The sequence below is a fragment of the Mesorhizobium intechi genome, assembly GCF_002879535.1.
In the GTDB taxonomy this organism is placed as follows: domain Bacteria; phylum Pseudomonadota; class Alphaproteobacteria; order Rhizobiales; family Rhizobiaceae; genus Mesorhizobium; species Mesorhizobium intechi.
In genome coordinates this window covers 1-17376 of record NZ_PNOT02000346.1, presented here as the reverse complement: position 1 = coordinate 17376, position 17376 = coordinate 1, and the positions used below count along the sequence as shown (strand labels likewise).

20 protein-coding genes are annotated in these 17376 nt (G+C 64.9%); 10 read left to right on the top strand and 10 right to left on the bottom strand.

What is annotated here, in order from left to right:
* Positions 1 to 104 precede the first annotated feature (104 nt).
* Positions 105 to 2696, top strand: a complete 2592-nt coding sequence (locus C1D09_RS29175) for a TIGR02302 family protein (RefSeq protein ID WP_143977450.1) — start codon at positions 105 to 107, stop codon at positions 2694 to 2696.
* 47 nt (positions 2697 to 2743) lie between these two features.
* Complete coding sequence (locus C1D09_RS29170; protein WP_143977449.1) at positions 2744 to 3115, top strand: glyoxalase superfamily protein; 372 nt, start codon at positions 2744 to 2746, stop codon at positions 3113 to 3115.
* Here the strand turns inward: C1D09_RS29170 and C1D09_RS29165 are convergent.
* Positions 3094 to 3975: a LysR family transcriptional regulator gene (locus C1D09_RS29165; protein WP_143977448.1), complete on the bottom strand. Its 882-nt coding sequence runs from the start codon at positions 3973 to 3975 to the stop codon at positions 3094 to 3096. The genes C1D09_RS29170 and C1D09_RS29165 overlap by 22 nt on opposite strands.
* A gap of 223 nt (positions 3976 to 4198) precedes the next feature.
* Here C1D09_RS29165 and C1D09_RS29160 point away from each other — a divergent pair, with 223 nt between their 5' ends.
* Positions 4199 to 5146 (top strand): DMT family transporter, encoded by a 948-nt coding sequence (locus tag C1D09_RS29160; RefSeq protein WP_143977447.1) that lies wholly within the window; start codon positions 4199 to 4201, stop codon positions 5144 to 5146.
* Here C1D09_RS29160 and C1D09_RS29155 read toward each other — a convergent pair whose 3' ends face one another.
* The 3 genes from C1D09_RS29155 to C1D09_RS29145 all read right to left on the bottom strand — a co-directional run bounded on the left by C1D09_RS29155 (position 5147) and on the right by C1D09_RS29145 (position 6848).
* The gene (locus tag C1D09_RS29155; RefSeq protein WP_010911735.1) at positions 5147 to 5518 is read right to left on the bottom strand and encodes a response regulator; all 372 of its coding nucleotides are present in this window, start codon (positions 5516 to 5518) and stop codon (positions 5147 to 5149) included.
* A gap of 119 nt (positions 5519 to 5637) precedes the next feature.
* Entirely contained in the window at positions 5638 to 6180 is a 543-nt protein-coding gene (gene hpt / locus C1D09_RS29150) for a hypoxanthine phosphoribosyltransferase (RefSeq protein ID WP_143977446.1), read from the bottom strand.
* Positions 6181 to 6203: 23 nt separating this feature from the next.
* Positions 6204 to 6848 carry a hypothetical protein gene (locus C1D09_RS29145; RefSeq protein ID WP_143977445.1) on the bottom strand — a complete coding sequence of 215 codons (645 nt, stop codon included), beginning with the start codon at positions 6846 to 6848 and terminating at the stop codon, positions 6204 to 6206.
* A 189-nt stretch (positions 6849 to 7037) separates the two neighbouring features.
* Here C1D09_RS29145 and ftsE point away from each other — a divergent pair, with 189 nt between their 5' ends.
* The 3 genes from ftsE to C1D09_RS29130 all read left to right on the top strand — a co-directional run bounded on the left by ftsE (position 7038) and on the right by C1D09_RS29130 (position 9518).
* Positions 7038 to 7697 (top strand): cell division ATP-binding protein FtsE, encoded by a 660-nt coding sequence (gene ftsE / locus C1D09_RS29140; RefSeq protein WP_010911739.1) that lies wholly within the window; start codon positions 7038 to 7040, stop codon positions 7695 to 7697.
* A complete protein-coding gene (locus tag C1D09_RS29135) occupies positions 7690 to 8682 on the top strand; it encodes a cell division protein FtsX (protein ID WP_143977444.1) in 993 nt (330 codons plus the stop codon). Before ftsE ends, C1D09_RS29135 begins: the two co-directional genes overlap by 8 nt.
* 110 nt (positions 8683 to 8792) lie before the next feature.
* Positions 8793 to 9518: a YdcF family protein gene (locus C1D09_RS29130; protein WP_143977443.1), complete on the top strand. Its 726-nt coding sequence runs from the start codon at positions 8793 to 8795 to the stop codon at positions 9516 to 9518.
* An 18-nt stretch (positions 9519 to 9536) separates the two neighbouring features.
* Here C1D09_RS29130 and C1D09_RS29125 read toward each other — a convergent pair whose 3' ends face one another.
* Both C1D09_RS29125 and C1D09_RS29120 read right to left on the bottom strand, forming a co-directional pair.
* A complete protein-coding gene (locus C1D09_RS29125; RefSeq protein ID WP_143977442.1) occupies positions 9537 to 10169 on the bottom strand; it encodes a pyridoxamine 5'-phosphate oxidase family protein in 633 nt (210 codons plus the stop codon).
* Between the two features lie 26 nt (positions 10170 to 10195).
* Positions 10196 to 10666, bottom strand: coding sequence for a nuclear transport factor 2 family protein (locus C1D09_RS29120; RefSeq protein ID WP_143977441.1), 471 nt, complete (start codon positions 10664 to 10666; stop codon positions 10196 to 10198).
* A 108-nt stretch (positions 10667 to 10774) separates the two neighbouring features.
* On the opposite strand from C1D09_RS29120, the gene C1D09_RS29115 reads away from it, so the two are divergent.
* On the top strand, positions 10775 to 11677 hold the full coding sequence (locus C1D09_RS29115) for a LysR family transcriptional regulator (protein ID WP_143977440.1): 903 nt from the start codon (positions 10775 to 10777) through the stop codon (positions 11675 to 11677).
* Positions 11678 to 11791: 114 nt separating this feature from the next.
* Positions 11792 to 12580, top strand: a complete 789-nt coding sequence (locus tag C1D09_RS29110; protein ID WP_143977439.1) for a lysophospholipid acyltransferase family protein — start codon at positions 11792 to 11794, stop codon at positions 12578 to 12580.
* Between the two features lie 18 nt (positions 12581 to 12598).
* Here C1D09_RS29110 and C1D09_RS29105 read toward each other — a convergent pair whose 3' ends face one another.
* From C1D09_RS29105 to C1D09_RS29095, 3 genes are all read right to left on the bottom strand, one after another.
* Positions 12599 to 13225: a LysE family translocator gene (locus C1D09_RS29105; protein ID WP_143977438.1), complete on the bottom strand. Its 627-nt coding sequence runs from the start codon at positions 13223 to 13225 to the stop codon at positions 12599 to 12601.
* Positions 13226 to 13312: 87 nt separating this feature from the next.
* Positions 13313 to 14260 (bottom strand): aldo/keto reductase, encoded by a 948-nt coding sequence (locus C1D09_RS29100; RefSeq protein ID WP_143977437.1) that lies wholly within the window; start codon positions 14258 to 14260, stop codon positions 13313 to 13315.
* 118 nt (positions 14261 to 14378) lie between these two features.
* Positions 14379 to 14900 carry a gamma-glutamylcyclotransferase gene (locus C1D09_RS29095; protein ID WP_143977436.1) on the bottom strand — a complete coding sequence of 174 codons (522 nt, stop codon included), beginning with the start codon at positions 14898 to 14900 and terminating at the stop codon, positions 14379 to 14381.
* 153 nt (positions 14901 to 15053) lie between these two features.
* Between C1D09_RS29095 and C1D09_RS29090 the strand changes: the two genes are divergently transcribed.
* On the top strand, positions 15054 to 16052 hold the full coding sequence (locus tag C1D09_RS29090) for a DUF2125 domain-containing protein (protein WP_143977435.1): 999 nt from the start codon (positions 15054 to 15056) through the stop codon (positions 16050 to 16052).
* A gap of 7 nt (positions 16053 to 16059) precedes the next feature.
* Positions 16060 to 16989, top strand: coding sequence for a sugar kinase (locus C1D09_RS29085; protein WP_143977434.1), 930 nt, complete (start codon positions 16060 to 16062; stop codon positions 16987 to 16989).
* Here C1D09_RS29085 and C1D09_RS29080 read toward each other — a convergent pair.
* Positions 16986 to 17376, bottom strand: a 391-nt coding sequence (locus C1D09_RS29080; protein ID WP_143977433.1) for a prephenate dehydrogenase dimerization domain-containing protein, incomplete at its 5' end; no start/stop codon positions are given. The two genes, C1D09_RS29085 and C1D09_RS29080, sit on opposite strands and share 4 nt — an antisense overlap.

Below are 17376 nucleotides of genomic sequence, written 5' to 3'. Positions count from 1 at the left end.
CGGCGGGCTTCACGTTTTTTGAAAGCGCCTCGCCTTTGCCGTGTTTGCTGGTATTCTTCGAGTCATGAGGATCAGGCTATCCCGCCTGATTCCAGGAAGGGCCGATGACACAACGACCCACCTCTAGCGATCGCGGTCTCGCCGGGCGCCTTGCGCTCAGCCGGCTGGCGACGCGGGTCTCGATGACGGTCGAGCGCGGCTGGCCGTTGCTGCTGCCGCTGATCCTTGTCGCCAGCCTGTTCCTGAGCATCTCCTGGTTCGGCGTTTTCTCCCGGTTGCCGGATATCGCGCGCATCGGCCTTGTCGCCGCATTCGGCCTGGCAGGGCTGGCGGCGCTCTATCCGCTGCGTTTCTTCCGCCTGCCCGCTGCCGCCGAAGTCGACCGCCGCATCGAGGCCGCCAACGGATTGCTGCACAGCCCCGTACTGGTGCAGGCCGAGCGGCTAAGCGGCCGCGAAAGCAGCTTCTCCCAGGCGCTGTGGCGTGAACACCAGAAGCGCATGGCCGCCAGGCTCGACAGCCTTGGCGCCGACCTGCCGCGCACCCGGGTGCCGGAGCGCGATCCTTGGGCGCTGCGCGCCGTGGCCGCCCTGCTGCTCGTCACCGCCTTTGCCTTCTCCTTCGGGCCGACAGGCGGCAGGATAGCCGACGGCTTCAACACCCACGGCGCGCATGATGCCGTGCCGCCAAGGGTCGATGCCTGGGTGACGCCGCCTGCTTACACCGGCAAGCCGCCGATCTTCCTGACCGCCGACGCCAACCAGGCAACGCCGACGTTCCATGTGCCTGAGGGCAGTGATGTCTCCTTGCGCGTCACTGGAGGCTCGGGCGAGGAAACGCTCGCCTATGCCGACAAGGATGGCAACGCGCGCACCATTGACCCTGCCGGACCACGGGCGGCCAGCGACAAGTCGGCCGCAAGCCCGGCGGCGCCATCGAAGGTGCGCCAGTTCACCGGCAAGCTGACCGGCGACGGCACGCTGACGCTGAAATCGGGCGAGGATCAGCTCGGCCGCTGGGCCTTCGCCGTGATCGCGGACAAACCGCCGCAGATCCGCTTCGTCGGCGAGCCCAAGCGCGCCGCCAACGGCGCCTTCGAACTCAACTACCAGATCGACGACGATTATGGCGCCGCCACCGCCAAGGCGATCTTCGCGCTGGCCGACCCGCAGGCGCCGGGCGCGCATCCGCTCTACGGCCCGCCCGAAATGCCCTTGGCGCTGCCGCGCCGCGGTGGCAAGTCCAATGCCGCCAAGACCACCAAGGACCTGACCGAGCATGTCTGGGCCGGCAGCAGCATCAAGCTGACGCTGGTCGCCACCGACGACGCCGGCCACACCGCGTCGAGCGAGACCAAGACGCTGGTGATGCCGGAGCGGCCCTTCGCCAACCCGTTGGCGCGGGCGGTGATCGAACAGCGCCGCCTGCTTGCCCTCGACGCCAATGCCAAGCCGCACGTGCTCGACCTGATCGACGCCATCACGCTGCGGCCGGAAGACACCTTCGACAACATGTCGCACTACCTCGCCATCATGAGCGCGCGCAGCCGGCTGGACCTGGCCGGCAACGACGATCAGCTGCGCGGCGAGGTCGCCTATCTCTGGGAAATCGCGCTCGGCATCGAGGAGGGCAACCTCTCGGCCGCCGAGAAGCGGCTGCGCCAGGCGCAGCAAGCGCTGCAGGACGCCATCAAGAACGGCGCCAGCGATGCCGAAATCGAGAAGGCGATGAAGGAACTGCGCGAGGCGATGAACCAGTTCCTGCAGGAATTCGCCGAACGCGCCAAGCAGAACCCGAACGCGCCGCAAATGCAGCAGAACGGTCAGGAACTGCGCCAGAGCGACATCGACCGGATGATGGACCAGATCGAGAACCTGGCGAAGTCGGGCGACCGCGACAAGGCGCAGCAATTGCTGTCGCAGTTGCAGGACATGATGAACAATCTGCAGGCCGGCCGTCAGCAACAGGGCGGGGAGCAGGACAGCCAGATGCGCCAGCAGATGGACAAGCTCGGCCAGATCCTGCGCCGCCAGCAGGAGATGATGAACGACACCTTCCGCATGGACCAGATGCAGCGTGGCGAGCGCCAGCGCGGACAGAACCGCGATGAGCAGCTCGGCCAGGGCGGCGGCGAGGACCAGGGCAAGCCGGGCGCCGGCGAGGACCGCGATCCGCTCGCCAGGCAAAAGCCGATGACGCCGCAGGAATTCGCCGATGCGCTGAAGCAGTTGCAGGAAGGCCAGGGCCAGCTGAAGAGTGATCTCGAGCAGCTGAAGAAGAGCCTCGAAGGTATGGGCATGGAACCCAATGAAGGATTTGGCGAGGCCGGCAAGTCGATGGGCAGTGCCGAGCAGGCGCTTGGCGAGGGCCAGGGCGATGAGGCCGTCGGCCACCAGGGCCGGGCACTCGAGGCGCTGCGCAAGGGCGCCAAGGACATGATGAAGCAGATGCAGGCCATGCAGGGCGACCAGGGCGGCAGCCAGGAAGGCGGGCGTCAGCAGAATGCCGACCGCGACCCGCTCGGCCGGCCGCGCGCCACCCAGGGTCCCGATTTCGGCGATTCCGTGAAAGTCCCCGACGAGATAGACGTCCAGCGCGCCCGCCAGATCCTGGAAGCGATCCGCAAACGGCTCGGCAACGCGCTCAGCCCCGATATCGAGCGAAGCTATCTCGAACGCCTGCTCGAGCTGAAATAGGGACCGCCCGCACACCTCGCCCGCCCCCCTCGAACGGTTGCAACACCATGCCGAAGCTCGGTATCGTCACGCCCATCCTGCGCATCTTCGATGTTGCCAAGGCACATGAATTCTACGTCGGGTTTCTCGGGTTCGAAGTGCGGTTCGAACACCGCTATGATGACAACGCGCCGCTATACACAGGCGTTTCACGCGACGGCTGTGTCTTGCATCTGAGCGAACATCATGGCGACGGCACGCCGGGCTCCCACATCCGGATCCAGACGGCCGACATCGCGGGGCTCCACCACGAATTGACCGAAAGAAAGTACCGCTTTGCCAGGCCCGGGTTGGAGGAGACGCCCTGGAAGACGAAGGAGGTCACGGTCGCCGATCCGTTCGGCAACCACCTGACCTTCTATGAGGATGTGAAAGACTGATCTTGCCTGTTGACGAACGCCTCGCGTATCGCCTCCTGCATGCCGTCGATCGCCTCACCCGAAGCGTTGGGGTTGCGGTGCATCACCACATTTGAGGAATCGATGTCGCCGAACCCGTCGGCCGACGTCAGTTCGCGGCAGCCGTCCGGGATGTTGCTGCGCGAGATCGGCGCGATCGCCAGCCCCGAAGTGACGGCAAGCTTCAGGCCGCCGGTGGTATCACTGGTATAGGCGACGCGATAGCCAAGGCCGCGCTGCTCCAGCGACTTGATGGCGAAGTCCTTGCACCAGCTGACCCGGTTGTAGAGCGCGATCGGTACCGGCCGTTCCTCGTGCATGTGATGCAGGGTCGACGTCACCCAGACCGTCGGATCGTGCATCAGCACTTCGCCGCCGGCCGGGTCCTGCCATTCGAACACCACGCACAGATCGAGTTCGCCGGCGGCGAGCGCCGCCAGTTGCGCCTCCGAATGCGCGTAGCGCACGGTGACCTCGACCTTGGTGTGACGTTTCGCAAACGCGCCGAGCGCCCGCGACAGGATGGCGTGGCCATACTCCTCCGGGATGCCGATGCGCACCGGTCCGCCGAGCGGTGCCGCCGCCATCGACGCCGCCGTTTCGTCGAGCAGCGAGACGATGCGCCGGGCATTGACGATGAGTTCGCCGCCGCGCCGCGTCAGTGCGACGCCGCGCGAGCCGCGCTCAAACAGGCTGTCGCCGATCATTTCCTCGAGCTTCTTCATCTGCATCGACACGGCCGACTGGGTGCGCCCGGCCTGCTCGGCCGCACGGGTGAAATTGCCGGCCTCGGCGATGGCGACGAAGGTGCGCAGGAGATCGCTGTCGAGGGTTGGACGCATGCTATCCATCATAAGCGGATTTGATTGCAGGCATCATTCCAATTCGTTTGCAACATGTCAAATGCCGGACGATAGTTGCCTTACCCATTGGATATGCGGCTGCGAAATCGGCTGCGGACAATCAACGAGTCCTCACTCGTACCCGCTGCCCGAAACGGTGGCGGGTTCTTTTTGATCTGGAGGCGGGCTGCTTCGGATCGTACGCGCAGGAGCCGGGACGCAGATGCGGAGTAGGATGGTGCGCGGCATCCTGAGCCTGTGCCTGGGCGTGCTGGTGTTCTCGCTGCAGGACCCGCTCGTCAAGGCCGTGTCGAGCGGCTATCCGGTGACCGAGGTGATGGCGATCCGCTCGATCGTCGCCCTGCCGATCCTGATCATTCTCGTCCACGCCGATGTCGGGCTGTCGGCAATCCTGTCGAAGCGGTTCGGCTTGCTGACGATCCGCGCGTTCATCCAGTTTACCTCGTACACGGTCTATTATCTGGCCATCGCGGCGCTGCCGCTGGCCGACGCGGTGGCGCTTTATTTCATGGCGCCGCTGTTCATCATGGCGCTGGCCGGACCCTATCTCGGCGAACGCGTCTCCTGGCGAACGCTGGCGACGGTGCTGATCGGGCTGCTTGGCGTCATCGTGATGGTGCGCCCCGGCGCCGGCCTGTTCGACTGGGCAGCCCTGCTGTCGCTCGGCTCGGCGGCACTCTACGGCTTCTCGCAGCTGATGGCGCGCAAGATCGGCGACACCGAATCGTCCACCGTCATGGCCTTCTACCAGAACGGCGCCTATCTCATCGGCGCTGCCGTGGTTGCCGGCACGTTCCATCTGGCCGGCATAAGTCACGCCGTCCACCCCAGCGTCGAATTCCTGGTGCGTCCATGGATATGGCCGACGCTGCCGGATTTCCTCAAGATGGCCGCCTGCGGTTTCGTCGCCTCGGCCGGCATGATCCTTCTGTCGCAGGGCTACCGGCTGGCGCCGGCCAACCGGGTAGCGACCTTCGAATACACCGGCATTCTGTGGTCGCCGCTCTGGGGTTTCCTGTTCTTCGCCGAGGTGCCGCGGTCGACCACCGTGATTGGCGCGGCGCTGATCATCGGCGCCGGCCTGCTCGCGCTCAACACCGAGCGGCGCAAGACCACTGCGCCCGTCCTTGCCGCCGCCGATCCGGTCTGATCAGGCGAAGCAGATCAGCGCGCGCTCGACGCGCGAGCGGATTTCGGCCAGCGTGAACGGCTTCTGCACGACATCGAGGATGATGCCGTTCAACTCCTCGGCGCGCTCGCGCTGGTCGGCATAACCGGTCATCAGCATGATCTTCATCGCCGGAAAAAGGGCGGCGGCCGCGATCGCCATCTCGATGCCGTCCATCTCCGGCATGCGGATGTCGGAGACGACGAGATCGTAGCCGCCATGAGCGGCGCGGATCAGCGCCAAGCCCTGGGCACCGTCGGCGGCGATATCGATTGCGTGGCCTGCACGCTCAAGCGCGCGGGCAGCGAGGGTACGGACGGACTCATCGTCCTCGACGATCAAAAGCTTTGCCATGGCCGGCAATTTGGCCGCGAAAAGTTGACTTTTCCTGAAAGGACCCAGCCCCTGACCGGGCTAATTTTTCCGGCGTCGTTAAGGCCTTTTTCAGCACTTGTCGGCGCAAGGCAGCGGCCTCAGGCATCGCCTTTCACGACACCCACGAACGGCAATTCACGGAAGGCGTGCGCGACATCCATGCCGTAACCGACGACGAAATAATCGGGGCAGTCGAAGCCGACATAGTCGGCGACGAGCGCGGTCTGGCGGCGCATGCGCTTGTCGAGCAGCACGGCGATGGAACAGCTCTTCGCGCCGCGCGACAGCATCAGATCGCGGGTGAAGGTCAGTGTCTTGCCCGATTCCAGAATGTCGTCGATCAGCAGCACGTCGCGGCCGGCGACCTCATTGTCGATGTCGCGCAGCACCCTCACCTCGCCGCTGGTGGTGCCGGCGCCATAGCTGGAAATGAAGATGAACTCGACCTCCGGCGACAGGCCGACATCGTGCATGGCGCGGATCAGGTCGGCGGCGAAGATGAACGAGCCTTTCAGCACCGAAATGACCAGGAGATCATGATAGTCGTGCCCGGCGATCTCCTTGGCGAGTTCGAGATTGCGCCGCGCGATCGCCGACGCCGAAAACAGGACTTCGATGTCCTTGTTGCGTACGATGGGCATTGGTGGTCTTCCCCGGTGATCGCCTACTCAGCGAAAGTAACCAAAACGGTCCTTACGCCGTTCTTAGGCACGTCGAGCCGGCTGGCAAAGCCGAATCTTTCGCCCGATGCCAGCGAAGGGCCGGATGTCCCCAACGTATAGCGGGTTATGCGCCCGTCATTGCCGGTCACGCGGATTTCGAGCGGCGGCATTGTCACCGGCCCCGCCCCGCCATTGGCGGCCTCGCCATCGACGAACAGCACCGGGTTGGCTCCCGAGGTGTCGACGTGCGAGGTGACGCGCGAAATGGTCAGCGCCGAGGCTTGCGCGCCGGACAGGAACGGTGCCTGGCGCACCAGCGCATGCCCGCCGGAAACCCAAAAGGCGGCCAAGGCGGCGCCGATGCCGGCGATCCAGAAGATCGGCCCGCCGCGCGCGGCCGGCGGCCGTTCCGCCGGCGCTTCCGGCTTGCGCAGCATGTCCATGCCCTCGATCGGCGGCGTGACAATCAGGCGCGGCGGCGGTGAAACGCTTTCCACGGCAGGGACAAGGCGCGGCATCACTTCATAGTCGGCTTCAACGATATCAGCGGCCGGGCCGCGCACGATCCGCTCCGCCGCGACAATTGCCGGGGGATCGGTCATGATTTCGCCGGAAACCGGGCGCGCGGTTCGTTCCTCAGCCATCATGGCCCCGTTATTGCGCGTGTTCGCTTTTCGTTTCTTTTGCGTAAACAAAAATGGTTAACGCTTCCCCACCGGAGCCCTCGTGACGCGCCGAAACAAGCCAGAAATTAACCGCCGGTTAACCATGCCGGCCGATGGTCTTTTCGCAGAACGGGCAGGCGCTGCGCTGCCAGGAATTTCAGGTCGTCGAAATTGATTCGCTTCGAAAATGTCGGCCTCCGCTATGGCATGGGTCCGGAAATCCTCCGCGACATCTCCCTGCACATCCCGGAGCGCTCCTTCCAGTTCCTGAGCGGACCCTCGGGCGCCGGCAAGACGACGTTGCTGCGCCTTCTGTTCATGTCGCTGAAGCCGACGCGCGGGTTGATCACCATTTTCGGCAAGGACCGTTCGCGTATTTCGCGCACCGAACTGCCGCATTTGCGCCGCCGCATCGGCGTGGTGTTCCAGGATTTTCGCCTGCTCGACCACATGACCACCTATGAAAATGTCGCGCTGCCGCTGCGCGTGCGCGGGCGCGAGGAAGCGAGCTACCGCACCGATGTCACGGAACTGCTGAAATGGGTGGGGCTGGGCGAGCGCATGCATGTGCTTCCGCCGGTCCTGTCGGGTGGCGAGAAACAGCGCGCCGCCATCGCGCGCGCCCTGATCGAACAGCCCGAGATCCTGCTTGCCGACGAACCGACCGGCAATGTCGATCCGCCGCTCGCGCGGCGGCTGCTGCGCCTCTTCATCGAGCTCAATCGTCTCGGTACAGCGGTGGTGATCGCCACCCATGACCTTGGCCTGATGGAACAGGTCGATGCACGCCGCATGATCCTGGCCGGCGGAAGGCTGGACATCTATGACTGATCTGTCCGCCGAACACCTCGAAGAGCATGAGCAGGAAGCCGAGGCGGCCGAAGCAAGGCCGCGCGCCCAGCGCCGTATGGCGCCGATCGTCCCGGCGCAGAACATCGCCGGGCGGGCGCTCGTCCTGGTCATCGCCATCATGACCTTCCTGTCCTGCCTGACCTTCGGCGCGGTGACGCTGGTGCGCGACACCGCCTCGGTCTGGGAGAACCAGATCTCGCGCGAGGCGACGATCCAGATCAAACCGGCCGACGGCCTCGACATGGAGGCCGCCCTTGCCCTGGCCTCGCGGATCGCCGGCGAATCCCCCGGTGTGAAGTCGACGAAGATCATCGACCGCGATGCGACCGCCAGGCTGCTGGAGCCATGGCTTGGTTCGGGCCTCAACATCGACGAGCTGCCGGTGCCGCGCCTGATCATTGTCACCATCGACGAGAACAGCCCGCCCGATTTCGCAGCCATGCGCGCCGCCATCACGCCGAAACTGCCGAGTGCATCGCTCGACGATCACCGCACCTGGGTCGACCGGCTGGTGGCCATGGCGCGCACCACGGTGACCATCGGCATTGCCGTGCTGGCCCTGATGCTGTCGGCGACGGTGCTGACCGTGGTGTTCGCGACCCGCGGCGCCATGGCCGGCAACGGCCATATCATCGAGGTGCTGCATTTCGTCGGCGCCGAGGCAGCTTTCATCGCGCGCGAATTCCGTCGGCATTTCCTGGTCACCGGCATGAAGGGCGCGGCCGCCGGCGGTGCTGCGGCGGTGCTGGTCTTCATCGTCTTTTCCTGGTGGTCGTCACGCAATATGGCGACGCCGCAGGCGGACCAGGCGACTGCCCTGTTCGGCAATTTCGCCATCGGCTCGGCGGGCTATCTCGGCGTCGTCCTCATGGTGCTGGTGATCGGCGCGCTGACGGCGGCAACCTCGCATGCCACCGTCGTTGCCTATCTCAGCGACATCGATGTTCGCCAACCAGACGCATGAAAGGCAACTTGCTCTGGCGGAAATCGAAGCAGGCTCATCACGGATCGAGAAACGGCGTAACGCAAAGTGCGTCTTTTAACTACCAAAGGCCGCATTTCAGGATTAACCATATGGTCATGGACGTGCGGGAATCGACCGGGACGGCTGGGCAGATGCCAGTGGTGGTTGCTCGTTTGCGCGACCACGGCGGAGTTAGCCGTTTAAGAACCGCACTGCGGATATCCGCTCTCTGCCTCCTCGTTCTCGCAACGCTGTTTGCCGGCGGCTTCGGCTGGTTCGCCAACAAGGTCGCGCATCTCACCACGCCCGCCAATCCGGCCAGGGCCGATGCCATCATCGTGCTCACCGGCGGCCAGTCGCGCCTTGACGCCGCGATGGACCTGCTGGCATCCGGCAAGGGCGAGCGGCTTTTGATCAGCGGCGTGCATCCGTCGGCCAGCCGGCGCCAGCTCCAGGCAGCCACCGGCGGCGACAAGAACCTGTTTTCCTGCTGCGTCGACATCGACCGCGCCGCGCTCGACACGATCGGTAATGCCGAGGAAAGCGCCAAATGGGTCGAGAGCCATGCCTATGGCACGGTGATCCTGGTCACCAACAATTACCACATGCCGCGCAGCCTGCTGGAAATGGGCCGCCTGCTGCATGGCGCCAAGCTGGAACCCTATCCAGTGGTCAATTCCAATCTCGACAATGGTGGCTGGCTGACCAAGCCGCGGGCGTTGCGCGTGCTGTTCACCGAATACACCAAATATCTGCTGGCGCTGGCGCGCGGCATCGTGCCGGTGAAACCGACCCCGGACGGCATTGCGCTGGCCGAGACCGCGGCCGGCGGCTGAGCCCCGGTCGCTCCATCATCATTCCTTGTCGGTCCCCTTCGACGCGGCTTCCAGCTGCATGATCTGCTGTTCGAGCTGCTGGATGCGCCTGTCCCGCTCGCCAAGCACCGCTGCCACATCGGCCGCCTCGAAGCGCTGCGGGATGTGTTGCGGGCAATTCGCATCCCAGGCCGAAACGGTTAACAGGATGACCTGCTCGGGCCGCGCCTTGTAATCCTGCGGCATCAGCCTCGCCATCAGCTCGGCATCGTTCTCGACGACGCGCGCCGTGCCCCAGATCTTGATGCGTTGCCGCAGCATGTAGTCGATCAGGAACAGGAAGGCGCGTGGATTGTCCGCCAGATTGCCTTGCGTGATGAACTGCCTGTTGCCGGAAAAATCCGCGAAGCCGATCGTCCTTTCGTCCAGCACCTTGAGAAAGCCGGCCGGGCCGCCGCGATGCTGGATGTAGGGCTGGCCATCGCCATTGGCCGTCGACAGGAAGGCACTGGTCTGCAGCTCAATGAAGGCGGCAAGGTCCGGCGTGATGACGTCTTGCCAGCCACCACGTTCCTCGACGCGGGCATAGGACTGGCGCGAACCCTTGCGCGCCTGGATCGCCTTGACGGTCGGCGTGAAGGCGACATCGCTGGTGAAAGTATGTGCGTTCATCGAAGCCTCCTTGCTGGACGACGCTACTAAAGCCCGACCGCCGAGAGCGACGGATGGTCGTCCGGGCGGCGGCCAAGCGGCCAATGATATTTGCGGTCAGCCTCGCCGATCGGCAGGTCGTTGATGCTGGCGATGCGCAGGCGCATCAGACCATGCTCGTCGAACTCCCAGTTCTCATTGCCATAGCTGCGGAACCAGGAGCCGCTGTCGTCGTGCCATTCATAGGCAAAGCGCACGGCGATGCGATTGCCGTGGAAGGCCCAGACCTCCTTGATGAGCCGGTAGTCGAGCTCGCGGCTCCATTTGCGCGTCAGGAAAGCCTGGATGGCAAAGCGGCCCTGCAGGAATTCGGCGCGGTTGCGCCAGCGGCTGTCGGTCGTATAGGCGAGCGCCACCCGTTCCGGATCGCGCGAGTTCCACGCATCCTCGGCCATACGGGCCTTTTGCGCCGCGCTCTCGGCGGTGAAGGGCGGAAGGGGTGGGCGGTTTTCAGACATAAGAACTCCATTGCGCGGTCATGCGGCGGACTCGACTTATAATCCCTTCCATTCCTGAAATGCAGAGTGCATAATTGCAATCACTCCTTCCATTTTCTGGGAGAAATGATGGATCGTCTCGAAGCGATGTCGCTCTTTGTCGCGGCGGTGGAGGTCGGCAGCCTTTCCGCCGCGGCCCGCCATTTCGGCATTCCGCTGGCCACCGTCAGCCGCAAGGTTTCCGATCTCGAACGCCATCTCAACACCCGGCTCCTGAACCGCTCGACGCGCCGGCTGACGCCGACCGATGCCGGCGAGGCCTATCTTGCGGCCTGCCGCCGCATCCTCGATGACGTTGGCGAGGCCGAACGCGCCGCCGCCGGCGAGTACAGTGCTCCGACCGGTGAACTGGCCATCACCGCGCCGGTCGTCTTCGGTCGTCTCCATGTGCTGCCGGTGGTCACCGGCTTTCTCTCGGCCTATCCCGACGTGGATATCCGCCTGACCCTGGCGGACCGCATAACCCAGCTGGCCGAGGACCATTTCGACCTCGCGCTGCGCATCGGCCAGTTGCCGGATTCGAGCCTGGTCGCCATCGGCGTCGGCTCGATTCGCCGCGTCGTCTGCGCCAGCCCCGCCTATCTGGCCGAGCACGGCACGCCCACGATTCCGGAAGATCTAGGCACTCACAGTTGCATCACCTTCGAGGGACTTTCCTCCTCCGCCCCGTGGAGCTTCGCCCGAGGCAAGACGGACATCACCGTCCAGGTCCGCGCGCGCCTGCAGGTCAACACCGCCGAGGCGGCGATCGATGCCGCGATTGCCGGCGTCGGGCTGACGAAAGTGCTTTCCTATCAGGTCCATGCCGCCGTGCGGTCCGGCATGCTGCGCGTCGTGCTGGAAGAGTTCGAGCCCGAACCGTGGCCGGTCAGCCTGGTGCGTGCGGGCCACGGCCTGCTGCCGGTCAAGCTGCGCGCCTTTCTCGACTTTGCCGCACCGCGTCTGAAGGAGCGGCTGGCGCGATTGGGATAACGTGCCTGCGCTGGCGTAAGCCATGCTTCAGCATCGGCCGGGACACTGCCGTGCCATTTCCTTTTTTCCCGCGCTTGGTGTAACCAACGCACACTTCCTCACCGGACCTCCCTCATGCTCTATGTCAGATCGCTGGCGTTCAATTTCGTCTTCTACGTCAATCTGATCGTCCAGATGATCCTCTGGACCCCCTATTATTTCCTGTCGCCCCGCCACCGCGCCTGGTTCGTGCCGAAATTCTGGTCACGCAGCTGCATGTGGCTCTACGACAAGATCGCCGGAACGAAGAACGACATCACCGGCCAGGAAAACCTGCCCGAAGGCTCCTTTATCCTGGCGCCCAAGCACCAGTCGTTCTGGGATGCGATCGCCTTCTTCCCTTTCCTCCAGGACCCGCTCTACATCCTCAAGCGCGAACTGACCTGGATCCCGTTCTTCGGCTGGTACATCATGAAGATGCGCATGATCCCGGTCGATCGCGGCAGCCGCTCCAAGGCCTTGAAGGCGGTGGTCGCGGCGACCAAGCAAGAGATGGCGCGCAACCCGCGCCAGCTGATCATCTATCCCGAGGGCACACGCCGGGCGCCGGGCGACGAACCGGCCTACAAATACGGCATTGTCGAGATCTACGCGCAGTTGGGCGTGCCCGTCGTGCCTGTGGCCCATGTCGCCGGCCTCTATTGGCCGCGCCGCAAGTTCCTGCGTTATCCCGGCACCATCAAGGCGCGTTTCCTGCCGCCGATCCCCCCGGGCCTCGGCAAGGACGAGTTCATGGCGCGGCTGATCGGCGAGACCGAAGCCGCTTGCGACCAGCTCCTCATCGAGGCATCGCGCGCGCCCAACCCGCCCGCCTTCCCGCCGACGGCGTCAAAACGGCTGCGGGAGCTCGGCGCGAAGGCCTGAAAGCCTCCAGCCAGGCGATCAGCCGTAGACGGCCAGCAGCGTGGTCAGCACCAGCGTCGCGGCAAAGATCAGATTGATGATCCGCGAAGCGACAGGCCTGCGCAGGAAGCGGGCGAACGCCGCACCGGCAAGCAGCCAGACGGCATGGATGACAACGATCATCGCCGCGAGCACCGTCAGCTTCAGCCACGGGCCGAGTTCCGCGCCGTCCTGGCTCGACGAGGCGCCAGCGAACACGGCGGCGATCGCCACATAGGCTTTCGGGTTGGCGACAGCCAGCAGAAACCCGGCCAGCAAGGTGGGGCGCGCGGCGTCGGCCGTGCGTGCCGCCAGCGGCGGCGCCGTGGCGATCCTGATGGCGAGATAGAGGATGTAGGCTGCCGAGGCGACAACCAGCACCGGCGCCAGCTTCGGCATCGACCCAAGCACCGCCATGACCCCGGTCGTCACGACCAGCAGCACGGCGACCGTGCCGAGAACGATCCCGAAGGTATAGCGCAGCGAATCGCGCAGGCCGAAGGCGGCGCCAACAGCGGTGACGCTTATCGTTGCCGGCCCTGGACTGCCCATGACCACCGTCGCGGCCAGCACCAGGGCGAGCAGAGGCCGCCAGAGCTGCGGCTGCGAAAGAAACGGCTCCGTCATCGCACCCTCTGACTTGCCAATGGCCAAGGACGCTATGGCAAGACGGGAGCGTGGTCTTGGACGTTCGTGCGTGCGGCGGCTGAAGCCTCAGTCGCTCGCCTTGTCGAGTTCGGCCATGTCGGCGGCGGTCAATTTCAACGACGCCGCCTTGATGAGGCTGTCCATCTGGCTGGGCTTGGTGGCGCTGGCGATCGGTGCGGTGACACCTGGCCGCGCGATTGCCCAGGCAAGAGCGACTTCCGCCTGTTTCGCCGAATGCTTGGCGGATATGGCATCCAGAGCGGACAGAATGCGCATGCCACGCGCGTTCAGATAGCTGCCGACGTCCTCGCCGCGTTCGCTTTGGCCGAGATCGGCCTCGCTGCGGTATTTGCCGCTCAAGAAGCCCTTGGCAAGGCTGAAATAGGTGATGACGCCGATATCCTCGGCCACGCACAGATCGCGCAACGGCCGGTCGAAGGAGGAGCGGTCGTAGAGATTGTATTCCGGCTGCAGCACATCGTAGCGCGGCAAGCTGCGCAGGCTCGCCACATCGAGCGCGGCGCGCAACTGGCCGGCGTCGAGGTTCGAGCAGCCGATATGGCGGACCTTGCCCTTGGCAAGCAGCTTCTCATAGGCGCCAAGCGTCTCCTCATAGGGCGTGGCCGGGTCCGGCCAGTGTGACAGATAGAGATCGATGACATCGGTCCGCAGCCGTTTCAGCGAGGCCTCGACGGCCTTTTCGATATAGGGGGCGGAGAGGTCCTTGTGCCCCTGCCCCATATCCGAGCCGACCTTGGTGATCACCACGACCTTGTCCCGGTTGCCACGGTCCTTCATCCAGTTGCCGATGATGGTTTCCGATTCACCGCCCTTGTTGCCGGGTACCCAGCGCGAATAGGCGTCGGCCGTATCGATGGCGTTCAGTCCGCCCGCGACGAAGCGGTCCAGCAGGTCGAAAGAGGTTTTCTCGTCGGCGGTCCAGCCGAAGACGTTGCCGCCCAGAACCAGCGGCGCGATGGACAGGTCGGTGCGACCGAGACGGCGTTTCTGCAAGATGGTTCTCCGTGATGATTGGGGCGCATGCCGCGCGCTGGCCAGGTTCGCAGCCTAAGCTAGGTCGTGCCGCGTCGAGGTCAAAGGCCTGACCGCCTCTTTCAGCAGAGCCAGTGCTTCACGATGGCGCTATCCCCCGTGCCACATCCTCCAGCCAATGGTCGCGGATGCCCAGTGCTTCCAGATGCTTCAGCGTGCTGAGCACATAATCCTCATTGTTGCCGGATTGGCCTGCCGCGCCACGCACCACCGCCGCCGCATGCGCGGCATCCAGCGCGCCGGCATATTGCTCATGCTTGCGGTCGACGATGTAGGCGACCGCTTGGACCGTGCCGCCGCCGTCGAGGCGGACCTTGAGCGTCCGCTCGAGATAGACGCTGGTGACGAGTTCGCGCTCACGCAGATAGGCGATCACCTCGTCGCGCAGCTCGCCGGGCACACGGAAAGCCAGGCCGACGCAGGAGCCTCCATGGTCGAGGCCAAGCACCAACCCGGGCCGCTGGCGCGTGCCACGGTGCACGAAGGAATAGACACAAAGCGAGCGGCGGTAGCCGTGCAAATGGGCGCGTCGCGTCTCGACATGTGCGAAACCCGGCCGCCAGATCAGCGAACCGTAGCCAAACACCCAAAAATCGCCCATATCGCCGTGCCTGATTGCAAAAAGAATGGCCACACCGCACCGGAAACCGGTGTTTTTCCGTCCGTCCCCGGCTACCTATTCGTCAATGTCCACCAGGTGTTGTCGGAATCGAAGGTCCGTCAACCAACACCGTGGGTTAATGAGAGCCAAAGCATGACGTCAAGTGACGAACGCCGACCAAAGTCCCGCCGCGGCCTGTTCTGGCTTGTGGCGTTCATCGTTATGCTGTTCGCCATCTACAGCGGGGGCTGGTTCTATCTGGCCAACAGGGTCAGGTCCGAGGCGGACAAGGCGGTCGCCACGCTCAACAAGAGCGGCATCGCAGCCGGCTGCGCCAATCTCCAGGTCAGCGGCTACCCCCTGAGCTTTACCGTCTCTTGCGACAATCTGGCGTATGAGGACGATGCCAAGAGCATTGCGGCCTCGGCCGGCTCCTTCAATGCCGTCGCCCAGATCATCCAGCCGTTGTCCCCGGTCGCCGATCTGCGCGGGCCGCTCAGGACTTCCGTCCCCGGCATGGTGCCGCTGTGGATCGACTGGGACAATCTGCAGGCCAGGGTCAAACTGTCATGGCCGCTGCCGCAGCGCATCGCGCTGCAGGCGGAAGGCCTGTCGGGCCAGACCGATCCGGCCGACGACACCGATCCGGTCGAACTGTTCAGCGCCGGCAGGGCGGCCGGCCAGCTGCAGCCGAACGGTCAGGACGTCGACTATCTCGGCAGCTTCACCGATCTGGAGATCGATCCGGATGCGATCGGCGGCCGCGTGCTGCCGGCGCTCGATGCCAGCGGCGACGCCACGTTGAAGAATGGTGTCGCGCTGATCGGAACGCAGGTGAAGAGCCTTCGCGGCGAAAGGGTCGAGATCCGCAACCTCGATTTGTCGTCAGGCACGGCGCGGGTCACCGTTTCCGGGCCGCTGTCGGTCGACGCCGAAGGCCTGGTCGACGCCGACCTGATGATCAGGATTAAGGATCCGAAGGCCGTGGCAGCCATCCTTGCCGGAGCCATACCCGAGCAGAAGAATGCGATCGAACAGGGTTTTGCAGCGCTCGCCATGCTGGGCAGCGAACCGTCGATGCCGCTGAAAGTGGTCAAGGGCAAGGCCTCGCTCGGCTTCATCCCGCTCGGCAAGATCAAGCCGGTGCAATAGCGGCGCCATGGCAAGACCCCCGAGGCTCCTCAGTGTCGGCGCGCTGACGTTGGACACCATCCTGCGTGTCGACACGCTGCCCACGCATCAGGGAAAGTTCATCGCCGCCGATGGCGTGCAGATCGCCTCGGGCATGGCCACCAGCGCTGGCTGCGCCGCGCACCGGCTGGGTGCCGAGGTGTCGCTGTGGGCGAGCGCCGGCGATGATGCGGTCGGCGATCAGCTGATCGCCGGGGTCGAGGCCGAGGGTATCGACTGCAGCTATGTCCGCCGCGTCAGCGGCGCCCGCTCGGCTTTGGCCTCGATCCTGGTCGACGCGCATGGCGAGCGCATCATCGTGCCTTTCTACGACAGCCTGGCCCAGGCCGATCCCGAGGCATTGCCTTTCACCGACATCACGGCCTTCGATGCCGTGCTCGTGGACGTGCGGTGGCCGGGTGCAGCGACACTTGCCCTCGAGGCGGCGCGCCCGGCCGGCCGGCCGGCAATCCTCGATGCCGACACGGCGCCGTTGCCGGTGCTGGAGCAGTTGTTGCCGCTGGCTTCGCACATCGTCGCCTCGGAGCCGGCGGTCCGCATCATATGCGGCCAGGCGCTGGACTTGGCGAGCGCTTGCGCTGACATGGCCTCCCGCACCGATGCGTTCGTCGCCGTTACCGGCGGCGCGGCAGGCACCTGGTGGTTCGATCGCGCGTCGGGATTGTCCCGCCATGTCGCGGCGCCAAGGATCAAGGCGGTCGACACGCTCGCCGCCGGCGACGTCTTTCACGGCGCCTTTGCCGTCGGACTGGCCGAGGCCATGCCGGTCGAGCAGGCCTTGCGCTTTGCAAGTGCCGCCGCCGCGCTCAAATGCCTGCGCTTTGGCGGCAGGCTCGGCGCGCCGGATCGGGCCGAGACGCTGGCGATGGTCACGGCGACCTGGCCCGAAACAGCCTAATTCTTCAACGGATGCTCTACCGCCTGACGGCCGAAATCGGGGGCGTCGATATCCTGGCCAGCCTCGATGATCGAGCGGCGCACGGCGCGGGTGCGGGTGAACAGGTCGAACAATTTGTCGCCGTCGCCCCAGCGGATCGCCCGCTGCAGGAATGCCAGATCTTCCGAGAACCGCGCCAGCATTTCGAGAATGGCGTCCTTGTTGTGCAGGCAGACGTCCCGCCACATGGTCGGGTCGGAGGCCGCCAGACGCGTGAAGTCACGAAAGCCGGAGGCGGAATATTTGATGACTTCCGTCTTGGTCACCGATTCCAGGTCGTCGGCGGTGCCGACGATGTTGTAGGCGATGATGTGCGGCAGATGCGAGACGATGGCGAGCGTCATGTCG

Bases quoted from the DNA above. Each gene is read 5' to 3' on its own strand.
- C1D09_RS29135 (WP_143977444.1), top strand. From the start codon at position 7,690: ATGACTGATCTGTCCGCCGAACACCTCGAAGAGCATGAGCAGGAAGCC.
- C1D09_RS29125 (WP_143977442.1), bottom strand. From the start codon at position 10,169: ATGAACGCACATACTTTCACCAGCGATGTCGCCTTCACGCCGACCGTC.
- C1D09_RS29160 (WP_143977447.1), top strand. From the start codon at position 4,199: ATGCGGAGTAGGATGGTGCGCGGCATCCTGAGCCTGTGCCTGGGCGTG.
- C1D09_RS29120 (WP_143977441.1), bottom strand. From the start codon at position 10,666: ATGTCTGAAAACCGCCCACCCCTTCCGCCCTTCACCGCCGAGAGCGCG.
- C1D09_RS29105 (WP_143977438.1), bottom strand. From the start codon at position 13,225: ATGACGGAGCCGTTTCTTTCGCAGCCGCAGCTCTGGCGGCCTCTGCTC.
- C1D09_RS29110 (WP_143977439.1), top strand. From the start codon at position 11,792: ATGCTCTATGTCAGATCGCTGGCGTTCAATTTCGTCTTCTACGTCAAT.
- C1D09_RS29115 (WP_143977440.1), top strand. From the start codon at position 10,775: ATGGATCGTCTCGAAGCGATGTCGCTCTTTGTCGCGGCGGTGGAGGTC.
- C1D09_RS29130 (WP_143977443.1), top strand. From the start codon at position 8,793: ATGGTCATGGACGTGCGGGAATCGACCGGGACGGCTGGGCAGATGCCA.
- C1D09_RS29165 (WP_143977448.1), bottom strand. From the start codon at position 3,975: ATGCGTCCAACCCTCGACAGCGATCTCCTGCGCACCTTCGTCGCCATC.
- hpt (WP_143977446.1), bottom strand. From the start codon at position 6,180: ATGCCCATCGTACGCAACAAGGACATCGAAGTCCTGTTTTCGGCGTCG.
- C1D09_RS29085 (WP_143977434.1), top strand. From the start codon at position 16,060: ATGGCAAGACCCCCGAGGCTCCTCAGTGTCGGCGCGCTGACGTTGGAC.
- C1D09_RS29095 (WP_143977436.1), bottom strand. From the start codon at position 14,900: ATGGGCGATTTTTGGGTGTTTGGCTACGGTTCGCTGATCTGGCGGCCG.
- C1D09_RS29090 (WP_143977435.1), top strand. From the start codon at position 15,054: ATGACGTCAAGTGACGAACGCCGACCAAAGTCCCGCCGCGGCCTGTTC.
- C1D09_RS29175 (WP_143977450.1), top strand. From the start codon at position 105: ATGACACAACGACCCACCTCTAGCGATCGCGGTCTCGCCGGGCGCCTT.
- C1D09_RS29145 (WP_143977445.1), bottom strand. From the start codon at position 6,848: ATGATGGCTGAGGAACGAACCGCGCGCCCGGTTTCCGGCGAAATCATG.
- C1D09_RS29170 (WP_143977449.1), top strand. From the start codon at position 2,744: ATGCCGAAGCTCGGTATCGTCACGCCCATCCTGCGCATCTTCGATGTT.
- C1D09_RS29155 (WP_010911735.1), bottom strand. From the start codon at position 5,518: ATGGCAAAGCTTTTGATCGTCGAGGACGATGAGTCCGTCCGTACCCTC.